We start from the raw sequence: 13,165 nt of genomic DNA, 5'->3' as shown, positions 1-13,165 counted from the left end.
CCTTCAGCCGATGCCACCGGCGCCGAACGCGCCAGCCCTCGCCCGTAGAGGGGGCTCCCGCCTCCCCCCGAAACGGGGGGCGGACGGAGCGACCTCCCCCATCTTGCCAACCGCCCCTAGGCCGTCCGGGGGACGGCGATCCGTCCGGCCCACGGCTGGGCCGCCTCCAGTTCAGCCGACAACGCCAGCACGACATCCTCGCGGCCATAGCGGCCGACCACCTGCACCCCGACCGGCAGGCCAGCGTCGGTCCAGACCAGCGGCAGGCTGGCCGCCGGCTGCCCGGACGCGTTGAACGCCGCCGCGAACGTGCCGTAAGAGGCCACCTTGCGGCGAAAATCCAGGAATGTGCCCCCGGCGGTGGAAAGCTCGCCCAGTTTCAGCGGCAGCTGGGTCAGGGACGGTGACAGGATGGCGTCGTAGCCTTCCATATAGCTGTCCAGGATGCGGCCGATGGCATGAAAGCGGTTGACGCTGGCGATGTAGTGCGCCGCGGACAGCCCCTTGCCGTAGTCGTAGCCCTGGCGCAACACCGGCTCCAGATCATCGTCGCGCAACGGCTGGCCGGTGAGGCCCAAGCGAGTGTCCACCGACACCACGATATTGCCCGCCAGCACATTGGCATGCGCCAGCACGAAGGCCTCGTAATCAATATCGGGCGGCGCGCCATCGACCACCTCGTGCCCCAGCGCCCGGCACAGTTCGGCCGCCCGCTCGACCGCCGCGATGCATTCGGGCGCCACCGGCACGCCATGCCAGGCGCTGCGCCAGACGACGATGCGCCGCTTGCGCGACGGCTCGGCCAGCAGTTTCAGATAGGAGGCGGGCGCGGCCGGCGCCGCGTAGGGAGCGCCCGGCTCGGGCGCCGCGATGGCGTCCAGCGCCGCGGCCGTGTCGCGCACCGAACGAGACAGCACGCCATCGGTCGCCAGGCCGCCCCAGCCCTCGCCGCGAAATGGCCCCATGGGCACCCGCCCGCGCGACACTTTCAGGCCATAGACGCCGCAGGCCGCGGCCGGGATGCGGATCGATCCGCCGCCATCGCTGCCGTGGGCCAGCGGGACGATGCCCGCGGCGACCGCCGCCGCCGCCCCGCCGCTGGAGCCACCGGACGAACGGGTCAAGTCCCAGGGGTTGCGGGTAGGACCGCCGTTGCGCCGCGCCTCGGTGGTGGGCGCCATGCAGAATTCCGGCACCGTGGTGCGCGCGAAGGCAATCAGGCCGGCCGCCTCGAAACGGTCGGCCAGTGTGGCGTTGCGGGGATAGGCGGTGTCATTCAGCAGGCGCGACCCCAGGCTGGACGGAAAGCGCGTGTGCGCCAGCCCGGAATCCTTCAGCAAAAAGGGAATGGCGCGGAACGTGCCGGCCTGGCGCCAGGCGCGCGCCACCGCCAGGGACTCTTCATAGCGCTCATAGCACAGCGCGTTGAGCGCCGGCGCGCGTTCGCGCGCCAGCCTGATTGCGCAGGCCATGAGGTCCTCCGCGCCGACCTCGCGCCGCGCCAGCAAATCGGCCAGCGCCAGCCCGTCCAGCGCCTGATACTCGGTGTCACGCATACTGCTTGCTCCTGGTTGAAGACTCCGACAGCGCCGCCAGGTCGGGCTTGTTCCAGGCCTTGCCCGGCACCGATTCAATCAGGCGACGCGTGTATTCATGTTGGGGGTGATAGAAAATCGTGGCGGCTCGGTCCAGTTCCACTAGCTGGCCCTGGCGCATCACCGCGATGCGGTCGCAAATCTGGGCCGCAACGCGCAGGTCATGCGTGATGAACAGCACCGACAGGTCGAACTGGCCGCTGACGGTCTTGAGCAATTCGAGCACCTGCGCCTGGATCGACACATCCAGCGCCGAGACGGCCTCGTCGGCCACCAAAAGCCGCGGCTTGAGCGCCAGCGCCCGGGCGATGCCGACCCGCTGGCGCTGGCCGCCCGAGAACTGATGCGGATAGCGCTCGCCGGCGTCTCCGCCCAGCCCAACCAGTTCCAGCAGTTCACGCGCCTCGCGCAGCGCGGTCTTGCGGCTCTCGCCGAACGCGATCGGTCCTTGCGCCACGGCCTCAATGACGCGGTGACGCGGATTGAGCGACGCATACGGGTCCTGGAACACCATCTGGATCTGGCGCCGGTAGGGACGGAAATCGCGGGGCGCCATGCCGACCAGTTCTCGGCCGTCCATCCGCACGCTGCCGCTGTCAGGCGCGATCAGGCCGATCAAAGTACGTCCCAGCGTCGATTTGCCGGAACCGGACTCTCCCACCAGCCCCAGCGTCTCGCCCTGGCGGATGTCCAGCGAGATGTCGCGCAGCGCGTCGACCCGCCGTCCGCCGGTGGCGAAGGTCTTGCACAGGTTGGCCACGGCCATCAGCGGCAGCGCGGGCGCCGCCTCGTCCTTGCCTTCGGGTTTGTGCGGCACCGCCGCGATCAATTGGCGGGTGTAGGGATGCTGCGGCCGGTTCAGGATGTCGTCGGCCGCCCCCGATTCCACCACTTCGCCCTTGCGCATCACAACGATGCGGTGGGCGATGTCCGCCACCACGCCGAAGTCGTGGGTAATGAAGATGACACCGATGCCCATGCGGTGCTGGATGTCCTTGATGAGCGCCAGGATCTGCGCTTGCGTGGTGACGTCCAGCGCGGTGGTCGGTTCGTCGGCGATAAGCACGTCCGGCTCGAGCGCCAGCGCCATCGCGATCACGACACGCTGGCGCTGGCCGCCGGACAACTGGAACGGAAAGGCGTCATACATGGCCTGCGGATCGGGCAGCAGCACCTGGCCGAACAGTTCGAGCACCCGCTGTCGGCGGGCGGCGGCGTTCAGGTTGGTATGCCGCTCCAGCACCTCGTCGACCTGGCGGCCCACCCGCATGATGGGATTGAGCGCCGTCATGGGCTCCTGGAACACCATGCCGAAGCAACGGCCGCGCAGCCCATACCAGTCCGTGGCCGACAGGCCGACCAGATCGCGCCCGCCGTACAGGATCTGGCCCTGCGTGACGCTCAACTGGTCCGCCGGCAACAGGCCCATGATGGCGTGCGCCGTAACCGACTTGCCCGATCCCGACTCACCCACCACGCACAGGATCTCATTGCGGTTCACGGTGTAGGACACGCCCTGCACCACCGTCGGTCCGCCGTGGGCGGCCGTCACGCTGAGATCACGGATTTCAAGCAGCGCGCTCATCACGTCGTCCTCCTGCGGGCCAGTTTGGGATTGAGCGCGTCGTTCAGCGCTTCGCCGATCAGGTTGAGCGACAGCACGGTCAACAGGATCGCCACGCCCGGGAACACGCTCATCCACCAGGCGTCGCGCAGCACGCTGCGCGAGGCGCCGATGATGTAGCCCCAGGTCATCGCATTGGGGTCGCCCAGGCCCAGAAAGCTCAGGGCCGATTCCAGCAGGATCGAGCTGGCAATCATCAATGACCCCGACACGATCACGGGCGAAAGGCTGTTGGGCAGGATCTGCGTCAGGATGATGCGCAGGTTGGACTGACCCGACAGCATCGCCGCCTGCACGAATTCGCGATTCTTCAGGCTCATGAACTCCGCCCGCACCAGGCGCGCCAGCGGCGGCCACGAGACCACCGCGATGGCGAAGATCACCGTGGCCATGTTGGGTGTCAGGATGGCCACCAGCACCACTGCCAGGAAGAAACTGGGAATGGTCTGGAACAGTTCGATGAAACCGACGATGGCCTGGTCCACCCGACCGCCATAGAAACCGGCCAGCGCGCCGACCGTGATACCCACCAGGATGGAGACCGCCGTGGACACCGCGGCCAGCACCAGCGTGATGCGCGAGCCATAGGCGATGCCGGTGGCGATGTCGCGGCCCAGCGTGTCGGTGCCCAGCAAGGCGCCGTCGGACAACGGCGGCATGAAAGGCCCGTTGATGATGTCCCACGGACTGTCCGGGAAGATCCAGCTGGCGGAGATCGCCACCAGCGTGACCATCGCCAGCACAATCAGACCCATGACACCGCCCTTGTTGCGGCAGAACGATTGCATGAAGGCTTTCATTTGAGTTCGATCCTGGGGTCCGCCACCGTGTACAGGATGTCGGTGACGAGGTTGACCACGACCACGATCAGGGAGGCCATGAAGAACACGCCGAGCAGCACGCTGTAGTCACGCTGGATCAAGGCGTCGAACGCCAGCCGGCCGATGCCGGGCCAGGCGAACACGGTCTCCACCAGCAACGATCCGCCAATCAGTCCTCCGGCCTGGATGCCGGCATAAGTGATGACGGGCAGCAGCGCATTGCGCAGCACATGGCGCACGATCACCGTGCGTTCGGACAAGCCCTTGGCGCGCGCCGTCTTGACGAAATCCAGCTGGCTGATTTCCAGGATGGAGGCGCGCGTCAGCCGGGCGTAGACGGCCATGTAGAACATGCCCAGGGTCAACGCCGGCAACAACAAGTGCCTGGCCACGTCGGCCACGCGGGCCAGGCCGGTCAGGTTGGCGCCGACGCTTTCATAGCCGAACGCGGGCAGCCATTCCAGGTTCACCGAAAACAGCAGCACCAGCATCAGCCCGACCCAGAACAGTGGCGTCGCGTAGGCCAGCATCGACAGGGTCGTGATGACGGTATCGCCCCACTTCCCCACCCGCAGCGCGGCCTGGGTGCCCAGGCTGACGCCCGCCAGCAGCGCGAAGGCGAAAGCCGACAGGGTCAACAGCAAGGTCGCGGGCAGGTGCTGCAGGATCAGGCTCGCCACCGGCGCCTGCTGGCGATAGGAATACCCCAAGTCGAACGTGGCGACATTCTTCAGATAGTGGCCCAGCTGCACCGGGATCGGCTTGTCCAGGCCGAATTCCTGGCGCAGCTTGGCGATGAACTCGGCGTCCACCGCTCCCGACTGGCCCGCCAGGATCACGGCCGGATCGCCTGGCGCGGCCCGCACCAGGAAGAAGTTGAAGAGCGCGATCATCAGCAGAACCAGGACGCTCTTGACCACCCGGTTCGCCAGGAACTTGGCGATCTTCTTCATTCTTTGGACAGCCAGGCGTCGCTCTGCGTGTCCACCACGCCGAGCGCGGTGGTCACGGCGTCATGCACGCGCTTGTTCAGCAGGGTCGAGTAGTTGGTGTCGGCCAGCCACAGCACCGGCACGTCGTCCACCAGGATGCGCTGCACCTCGCTATAGAGTTTCTGGCGTTCTTCGTCGGTGGCGGCGGTGGCGGCGGCGTTGAACAGCGCATCGACCTTCGGATTGTTGTACTGCGACGTGTTGGTGAACATCAGCCCCTTCTTGATGTTGCTGCCCAGGTAGGTGCGGGACACGCCGATGGCCGGATCCCCATACTGGAACACGCCGTTCGCGCCCATATCGAAATCCCAGTTGCCCACGCGGCTGGTCCAGCCGCCGACGTCGGTGTTCTCCAGCGTCACGGCCACGCCGATCTTGGCCAGGTTCTGCTTGATGTACTCGGCCACGCGGCGCTGCATCTCGCCGTAAGGCAGTGGAATCAGGCCGATCGTGGCGCGCACGCCCTTGGCGTCCGGCTTCAGGCCCATCTCGTCGAGCAAGGCGATGGCCTGCTTCGGATCGTAGGGATAGGACTTGACGTTGGCGTCATAGAACCGCGTGTTGTGGTGGATGGGGCCGGTGGCGACCGTGCCCGTGCCGAACATGATCTTGTCAGCGATGAACTGGCGATTGATGCCGTACATCAGCGCCTGGCGGAAGCGCTTGTCCGAAAAGGGCGCACGGCCGCCATTCAACTCGATCCATTGCATGGTCGACCAATATTCATAACCCTTGTGGGTCTGGGTGATGTTGGGCAGCTTGACCACCCGCGCCAGGTCCACCGGCTCGATGTCCTGCAGCCAGGCCTGCATCACGGTGCCCTGCTCCAGCGCCACGCGGCGCGAGGCGGAATCAGGAATCACGCGATAGGTGATGCCGTCCAGATAGGGACGCCCCGCCTTCCAGTAGTGTTCGTTCTTGACCAGCTCGATATACGACCCGCGCTCCCAACGCTTGAACTTGAACGGTCCGGTGCCGATCGGCGCATTGTTGTTCGGGTTCTGCCCGATCGGCGTATCGACGTCGTACAGGTGCTTGGGCAGGATCGCCCCGCCGCCGATGTCGAACGCGTACAGGAAGGCCGAGTACGGCTGCTTCAGCTTGAACACCACGGTGTCGGCGTCCGGGGCCGAGATCTCCTGCACATTGGCCATCAAGGTGCGCGTGCGCGGCGTGTTGGCCAGCACTTTGGTGTAGGTGAACACCACGTCATCGGACGAGAACGGCTTGCCGTCGTGCCATTGCACCTGCGGCTGCAGATGGAAGGTGTAGGTCAGGCGATCCGGCGACACCTCCCACGACCGCGCCAGGCCGGGCTGGGGCTTGAGGTCGAAGGAATACGTCAACAGGCTCTCGAAGATCTTGCCGGCCACCAACTGCGTGCTGGCAACCTGCTGCACCGCCACGTTCAGGGTCGGCGGCTCGGGGCTCAGGATGGCCGTCAACACCCCGCCATATTGCGGGGTTTCGGCGGCATGCGACGGAGAGGCGGCAAAGGGCAGCAGGCTGGCGGCGGCCAGGGCGCAGCGCGCCAGGACGCGTCGGGCGAAGAAAAAAGTCATGGCAGGAATCCGTAGAAAGAAGCGGGAACGCAGATGGGTTCAGGCTTGCCGCGGCTCGACGCCGCACCAGTCGTTGATGAAGAGCGCCAGCGAGGTGGCGACGCGCACCATGCTGTCCACCGACACGCATTCGTTGAAACCGTGCACGTTTTTCACCTGGGGGCCGTAGCAGGTGACCGGCACGTCCATCATCAGGCGGAAATGGCGACCGTCGGTGGTCGCGGTCAGCGCCGTGGGCTGGGGCAGTTCGCCGGTCACGCGGCGGTGGGCGTCGGCCAGCAATTGCATCGCGGGCACCTCCAGGTCGTACTCGCAACCTGGCGCGTGGAAACCTTCGTAGCGGATGTCGATGCGCACGTCGCTGTCGGCCAGTCCGGCCTCGACCTCGCGGATGCACGCCAGCACCCGCTGCTTGGCGGCCTCGATCGACATATCGGGGTAGCAGGCAATGCGCATGCCCAGCGTGCACACGCTGGGCACCGACGAATTCCAGTCGCCGGCATGGATCTGGCCGAGATTGAAGTTGATGGGGTGCGCATGTTCGCGATAGGCCGGATGCCGATTTTCCGGCAGGTTCCATTCGTGTTCGAGCCGTTTCATCGCGTCGACAATCCGCAAGCCAGTCTCGACCGGGTTGACACCCGTGGTCATGTAGGCGGCATGTGCGGGCCGGCCCACGATGTCCACGTACATCCAGAACACGCCGAGCTGGGCGCTCATCATGCGCTCATGCGTGGGCTCGGGAATAACGACCGCGTCGAAGGCGCTGAGCTTGGCTGCGGCGATCGCGCTCTGCAGCGCCGAAACCGTGGCCAGGGTGCCGTTGCCGGTGTTCTCCTCTTCAAGCACGCCGTTGAAGCCTACGGCGCCGGCGGGTTGCACGCCCAGGTCCTGCAGGGCCTTGAACGCCGCCAGCGCGCAGATGATGCCGGCCTTCATGTCGCCCGCGCCTCGGCCGTACAGCCAGCCGTCACGTAATTCGCCGTCGAACGGCGCCGGGTCCCACAGTTCATGCGGACCGGTCGGCACGACGTCCAGGTGGCCGTTGAAGAGCACGGCGCGTCCGCCCGCGGCGCGCGGCTCATGGCGCGCCAGCACGTTGTAGCGGCCGCCGTCGGGGCAGCAGGCCGGCGAGTACAGCGGCAGGTTCTTCAATTCCTCGGTCCGCAACGCGATGCGCTCGGACACCAGCCCCAGCTGCGCCAGCGCGTCTTCCAGGAAGCGGGCGGCCGACATTTCCTCGCCGGGCAGGCTGCGGCACTGCACGAATCCCGTCAGCGTGTCGGTCATGTACTGGCGAAGCCTGCCCACGGCTCCGGCGATCTGGTCCTGACTCAGGCTGGCTGCTGCGACGGCGGTCATTGCACTCCCCTTGTTGGCTATGAAATATCAAACACCATAAGTATCAATATTTGATACTTAGATATCTATATTTGACATGATAGAGTTCGTACAAGCGGCGGGCAATACGAAAACATGGGTGATTTCCCTAGCCTGGTCGCGGGCGGTTGCCGCTACAGTGCGTATCCGGCGCCCCAACGGCAACGCGCCGTTGCAACGCCATCAAAACAAAGAGAATGGAGTAGATCGACATGGCCACAACCGAGACCCGGTTCAACCAATCCCTGGCGAAAGGCTTTGGCATCCTCGAGGCTTTTTCCAGCCACCCCGGTCCGCTCAGCCTGAACGAGCTGACGGAATTGTCGGGACTGGACCGCAGCTCGACCCAGCGCATGTTGCATACGCTGGTGGCGCTGGGCTACCTCGAACGCGGTAGCAACCAGCGCGGCTACGTGCTGGGCAAAAAGATCCTGGACCGGACTTTCGACTTCCTGCGCGGCCATCCGCTGCTGGAGCGCGCCACGCCCATCCTGGAACAACTGCAGCAGGAGTGCGGCGAGCGGGTCGACCTGAGCCTGTTCGATGACCTGACCATCGTTTACGCGCTGCGCCGCCAGACCAAGCGCCAGACCTTCTACGCCACCTTGGTGGGCCGGCGCATGCCCACCTTCTCGTCCTCCGGCGGCCGGGCAGTCATGTCGCACCTGACCGACGCCGAGGTCGACGACATACTGGCGCGCAGCGACCTGCGGCCGCTGACCCCCAAGACCATTACCGATCCCGAGCGGATCCGAGAGCGCGTGCGCGAGGCGCGGGTACAGGGGTACGCCCTCTGCATGGAAGAGAGCATGGTGGGCGAGATCGTGCTGGCCAGCGCCGTAGTCGACCACAGCGGCCGCCCGCTGGCCGCCATCCACATTTCCGGCCTGTTGGCGGAATGGACGCTGGAGTCCTTTTCCCAGCGCTTCAGTTCGCTGGCGGTCTCGGCCGCGCGCGCCCTCAGCGGCCGCCCCAACCGCTCCTGAAGCGACTGGAGGGGCGCGCTACGGCCGTCCCGCGTGCGGCACGTCCACCTCGGTCACCAGGATCCGCCCTTCCGGCTTGGCGCGGCGGTTGGCCTCGATGAAGTCGGGCGCCGCCGCCATGAACAGCGTTCTACCGTCCGGCCCGCCCAGGGCCGCGGCGAAGATACCCAGCTCGCCGGTATCGATCTGTTCCAGGATCCGGCCGCCGCGGGCCATCCGCACGATGCGCTTGCCGATGGCGTCGGCCACCCACAGCGCGCCCTCGGCGTCCAGCGCGCCGCCGTCCGGGCCGATGGCCGAGGCCGCGATCAGCACCGACAGGTCGTCGGAATCCGGCAAGGCGCCGAAGTGGGCCCAGTCGCGCCGCGGCCCCAGGGCGCCGTCGGGCAGGATGTCGAATTCCGAGATGCGGTTGCCGAAGGTCTCGTTGACGATCAGGGTTTTGCCATCAGGGGTGATGAACGATCCATTGGGAAACCACAGCCCGTCCGCCACCACCTGGGCCACCCCGTCCGGGTCCACCCGCACCAGGGTGGTGGTGGCGAAGGGTTGGCCGGCCATCAGGTCGAAACCGAAGTTGCCGACGTAGGCGCGGCCCTGGGCATCGACCACCAGGTCGTTGATCAGGCCGCCGGTCAGCGCCGACAGGTCCGCGTGCGGCACCAGCCGGCCGTCCGCCTCGCGCCGCAGCAGCTTGCGGTCTTTCATGGAAGAGATCAGCAGCCGCCCGTCGGGCAGCCAGCCCAGGCCGGAGGGCTGCTCCAGCACTCGGCAGATCACCTCGGCCCGCCCCAGCAGGTCGACGGCGATCACCTTGCCCGTATAGAAATCGGAGGCCCACAGGCGCCCTTCGTGCCAGCGCAGGCCCTCCAGGAACGTATACCCCGACACCAGCACGGACAATTCGCGTTTCGGCATAGCTCTGTCTCCTATAGGGGGCGGGCCTGTGCGGCCCTTTTTGTGTGGCCCGCCGGCGCGCAGCCGGCCAGGCCGGACCATTTTGTCATGCCCCGGCAACCGTGGCAGTCAGGTATGACCCGTCCCCAACCTGACAACTAACTGTCAGGTTCGCGGCGTTAACATCGCGCCCCAAGGGTTAACCCGCGCCGCTCCGGGTCCCCTCCGGCATATCCGTCATTGGACCGCTTCGCCCCGCCCCATGCCGGCGGGTAAGGCCTATCCGGCCGACCGATCGGGTCCCTGTTTTCCGTTTTTGAAGATGAATACTAAGAAGCTGACGCGTTACATCGGCATCGCCATGGTGCTGGGCGTCGTGGTGGGTTATTTCTGCAACAAGTACGCGCAGAACGCGCAAGAGGCCAAGGACATCGCCTCGTACTTCAGCCTGATCACCGACATCTTCCTGCGCATGATCAAGATGATCATCGCGCCCCTGGTATTCGCCACCCTGGTGTCCGGCCTGGCCAGCATGAGCGACGCCAGCGCCGTCGGCCGCATCGGCCTGCGCGCTATGTTCTGGTTCATCGCCGCCTCGGCCATCTCGCTGCTGCTGGGCCTGGCGCTGGTCAACATCTTCCAGCCCGGCGCGCACCTGAACCTGGCGCTGCCCGACGCGGCCGCCACCGCCGGCCTGAAGACCGGCGACTTCACCCTCAAGGCCTTCATCGCGCACGTGTTCCCCAAGAGCATCGCCGAAGCCATGGCCAACAACGAGATCCTGCAGATCCTGGTGTTCTCGCTGTTCTTCGGCGCGGCGCTGTCGTTCATCCGCGGCAAGGGCCACAACACCATCTACAACATGATCGACGAGCTGGCCAAGATCATGTTCCGCGTCACCGACTACGTGATGCGCTTCGCGCCGCTGGGCGTGTTCGCCGCCATGGCCGCCGCCATCACCACCGAGGGCCTGGGCGTGCTGGTCAGCTACGGCAAGCTGATCGGCGAGTTCTACCTGGGCCTGGCGCTGCTGTGGACCATCCTGTTCGCGGTGGGCTACCTGTTCCTGGGCAAGTCCACCTTCCGCCTGGGCGGCCTGATCAAGGAACCGACCCTGCTGGCCTTCTCGACCGCCAGCAGCGAATCGGCCTACCCCAAGACCATCGAGGCGCTGGAGCGTTTCGGCGTGTCCAAGCGCATCTCGGGCTTCGTGCTGCCGCTGGGCTACTCGTTCAACCTGGACGGCTCGATGATGTACCAGTCGTTCGCGGTGCTGTTCATCGCGCAGGCCTACAACATCGAGATGAGCTTCTCGCAGCAGCTGACGCTGCTGCTGGTGCTGATGGTGACCAGCAAGGGCATGGCCGGCGTGGCGCGCGCCTCGCTGGTGGTGGTGGCGGCGACGCTGCCGATGTTCCACCTGCCCGAAGCCGGCCTGTTGCTGATCATGGGCATCGACCAGTTCTTCGACATGGGCCGCACCGCCACCAACGTGGTCGGCAACAGCCTGGCCACCGCCGTCATCGCCAAGATGGAAGGCAACGAAGAGGACCTGGCGCCCAAGGCCGAGTCCGCGCCGGCCACGCAAACGGCGACGCGCGACGCCTGAACGCGCCGCGGCGTTTCCCCGTTTTCCGGCAAAGGCCCCACAGGTGATGCGGGGCCTTTTTTCATGCGGCGGCCGGCCTTGACCGGCGCACACGCCCGGCGCAACATGGAAGCCCCCAGGCACCCCTTAAGGGCGCCGCGCCAAGGCGGCGGCGCTCATTGCATATGCCATGAAATCACTACGCCCGCGCCACGCGCTCGCGGCGGCCGTCCTGATGGCCGCCCTGCCCTCCGCCCATGCCTGGACCCGCATTGCCTGCGACCTGTCCGGCACCGTCGCCAACCCGCCCGTGCAGATGCGCCAGTACCGTACCGACGGCACCGAGGTCTCGCATCTGTTGTTCCGGCTGAATGTGAAGGCGGCCGATATCCCCGAGGGCGCGCGCGCCGATACCGACTGCACCGAATTCGTCGACCGCCAGATCGACGTGGCGCTGGACGGCGCCGACATGGCCGCCGTGCGCAAGGGCAAGGCGCTGAAACTGCGCTATCGCTATGACGAGTCGCTGGGCGAGGCCCGCGCGACCCGCTTCGAGCTGGCTCGCTGAACGCGCGGCCGCCCCGGGAGGCGGCGCGCGGCAGGCAGGCTTAGTCGTTGACCGAGCACGACACCGGGGCGCCGTCCTCGAATTCGACGTCGTAGGTATGGACGGGATCCCACGGCAGCGTGAACCACAGCTCGTAGCCGTCGCCGTCCTCGTCGAACAGCCACAGCGCGCGCAGCACGGCCTTCTCGGCCATGGCCTCGGCGGTTTCCTCGCGCAGCAGCTGGTCGTCCTCGATGCCGAGCTTCTTGCAGTGCTCGTAGGAGTAGTTGTCGAGCAGGAAATCGGCCGCGGCCAGGATCTGCTCGTCGAGATTGCCGATGATGGCCTTGACCACCTTGGAGGCCGCGCCGTCCGGCTCTTCGCCGTCGGTCTGGATCATGACGTGGATCGGCGGGCGGCCTTCGCCCACGGGCACGTTTTCCGCGGCCCAGAGATCGGGTTCTTCGGGGTCCTGGGTGAAATTGAATCGTGCCATCGTGCGCTCCGGAAAATAAGGGAGACGGGCCGCGCAAGCCGCGGCCACCTCGTCATTGCCCATTTAACCAGATGCGCGTGTCCGCCGCTTGTCCGGCGACAAGGTTTGTCGCCAGGCGCGGTCAGACCCGTTCCAGGGGCAGATGCGGCGGCGCCGGCAACGCCACCCGGATGGCATCCCCGGCCCGCACCGCGCCGCCGGCCAGCACGATGCCCATGACCCCGGCCTTGCGGATCAGGCCGCCGGCGGCGTCGCGCCCGAGCACGGCGGCGGTCAGCCCCTTCTGGTAGTGGTCCAGTTGCGAACAAGGGTTGCGCAGGCCGGTGATCTGCACCACCGCCTGCGGCCCGATGTGCAGGCACGCGCCGCGCGGCAGGCCCAGCAGATCGATGCCGCGGGTGGTGATGTTCTCGCCCACCGTCCCTTCGGCCACATTGAAACCGGCCGCCTGCAGTTCGTCGTGCAGTTCGCCGTGGATCAGATGCACCTGGCGCAGGTTGGGCTGGGTCGGATCGACCTTGACGCGCGAACGATGCCTGACCGTCACGCCGGCATGGGCGTCGCCTTCCACGCCCTCGCCCTGCCGCAGCACGATGGCCGGCTGCACCTGCTTGGAAAAGCCGTGCGCCGCGCTGGCGGCCACGGCGGTCACGATCGCCCCCATGCTTTGCTCCCGC

The 13,165-nt window shown here is 66.6% G+C and carries 12 protein-coding genes; 3 read left to right on the top strand and 9 right to left on the bottom strand.

Annotation, left to right across the window (positions count from 1 at the left end):
• Nucleotides 1–116: 116 nt before the first annotated feature.
• Genes AOZ53_RS16310 through AOZ53_RS16285 form a run of 6 tightly spaced genes read right to left on the bottom strand, consistent with a single transcriptional unit; the run spans nucleotide 117 to nucleotide 7,956 of the window.
• Complete coding sequence (locus AOZ53_RS16310) at nucleotides 117–1,556, bottom strand: amidase (RefSeq protein ID WP_054488508.1); 1,440 nt, start codon at nucleotides 1,554–1,556, stop codon at nucleotides 117–119.
• A complete protein-coding gene (locus AOZ53_RS16305; RefSeq protein ID WP_054488506.1) occupies nucleotides 1,549–3,180 on the bottom strand; it encodes an ABC transporter ATP-binding protein in 1,632 nt (543 codons plus the stop codon). Before AOZ53_RS16305 ends, AOZ53_RS16310 begins: the two co-directional genes overlap by 8 nt.
• Nucleotides 3,180–4,019: an ABC transporter permease gene (locus tag AOZ53_RS16300; protein WP_054428492.1), complete on the bottom strand. Its 840-nt coding sequence runs from the start codon at nucleotides 4,017–4,019 to the stop codon at nucleotides 3,180–3,182. The genes AOZ53_RS16305 and AOZ53_RS16300 overlap by 1 nt, the downstream gene beginning before the upstream one ends.
• Nucleotides 4,016–4,993 (bottom strand): ABC transporter permease, encoded by a 978-nt coding sequence (locus AOZ53_RS16295; RefSeq protein WP_156333405.1) that lies wholly within the window; start codon nucleotides 4,991–4,993, stop codon nucleotides 4,016–4,018. The genes AOZ53_RS16300 and AOZ53_RS16295 overlap by 4 nt, the downstream gene beginning before the upstream one ends.
• Complete coding sequence (locus AOZ53_RS16290; RefSeq protein WP_054428493.1) at nucleotides 4,990–6,594, bottom strand: ABC transporter substrate-binding protein; 1,605 nt, start codon at nucleotides 6,592–6,594, stop codon at nucleotides 4,990–4,992. The genes AOZ53_RS16295 and AOZ53_RS16290 overlap by 4 nt, the downstream gene beginning before the upstream one ends.
• Nucleotides 6,595–6,633: 39 nt before the next feature.
• Nucleotides 6,634–7,956 carry an ArgE/DapE family deacylase gene (locus tag AOZ53_RS16285; protein WP_054488504.1) on the bottom strand — a complete coding sequence of 441 codons (1,323 nt, stop codon included), beginning with the start codon at nucleotides 7,954–7,956 and terminating at the stop codon, nucleotides 6,634–6,636.
• A 230-nt stretch (nucleotides 7,957–8,186) separates the two neighbouring features.
• Between AOZ53_RS16285 and AOZ53_RS16280 the strand changes: the two genes are divergently transcribed.
• On the top strand, nucleotides 8,187–8,960 hold the full coding sequence (locus tag AOZ53_RS16280; RefSeq protein WP_054488502.1) for an IclR family transcriptional regulator: 774 nt from the start codon (nucleotides 8,187–8,189) through the stop codon (nucleotides 8,958–8,960).
• Between the two features lie 18 nt (nucleotides 8,961–8,978).
• On the opposite strand, the gene AOZ53_RS16275 is transcribed toward AOZ53_RS16280, so the two are convergent.
• Complete coding sequence (locus tag AOZ53_RS16275) at nucleotides 8,979–9,878, bottom strand: SMP-30/gluconolactonase/LRE family protein (protein ID WP_054488500.1); 900 nt, start codon at nucleotides 9,876–9,878, stop codon at nucleotides 8,979–8,981.
• Nucleotides 9,879–10,179: 301 nt separating this feature from the next.
• On the opposite strand from AOZ53_RS16275, the gene AOZ53_RS16270 reads away from it, so the two are divergent.
• Together AOZ53_RS16270 and AOZ53_RS16265 are read left to right on the top strand one after the other, a co-directional pair.
• Nucleotides 10,180–11,466 (top strand): dicarboxylate/amino acid:cation symporter, encoded by a 1,287-nt coding sequence (locus AOZ53_RS16270; RefSeq protein WP_054476139.1) that lies wholly within the window; start codon nucleotides 10,180–10,182, stop codon nucleotides 11,464–11,466.
• Between the two features lie 169 nt (nucleotides 11,467–11,635).
• Nucleotides 11,636–12,013 carry a hypothetical protein gene (locus AOZ53_RS16265; RefSeq protein WP_054428497.1) on the top strand — a complete coding sequence of 126 codons (378 nt, stop codon included), beginning with the start codon at nucleotides 11,636–11,638 and terminating at the stop codon, nucleotides 12,011–12,013.
• A 40-nt stretch (nucleotides 12,014–12,053) separates the two neighbouring features.
• On the opposite strand, the gene AOZ53_RS16260 is transcribed toward AOZ53_RS16265, so the two are convergent.
• The gene (locus AOZ53_RS16260) at nucleotides 12,054–12,488 is read right to left on the bottom strand and encodes a hypothetical protein (RefSeq protein WP_054428498.1); all 435 of its coding nucleotides are present in this window, start codon (nucleotides 12,486–12,488) and stop codon (nucleotides 12,054–12,056) included.
• A gap of 121 nt (nucleotides 12,489–12,609) precedes the next feature.
• On the bottom strand, nucleotides 12,610–13,152 hold the full coding sequence (locus AOZ53_RS16255) for an MOSC domain-containing protein (RefSeq protein ID WP_054488498.1): 543 nt from the start codon (nucleotides 13,150–13,152) through the stop codon (nucleotides 12,610–12,612).
• Nucleotides 13,153–13,165: the final 13 nt, after the last annotated feature.

It is taken from the genome of Achromobacter sp. 2789STDY5608621, from assembly GCF_001299375.1.
Classification (GTDB): Bacteria; Pseudomonadota; Gammaproteobacteria; order Burkholderiales; family Burkholderiaceae_B; genus Achromobacter; species Achromobacter insuavis.
Note: the sequence above shows the minus strand (reverse complement) of the source record. Positions and strands in the feature narration are given on the sequence as shown.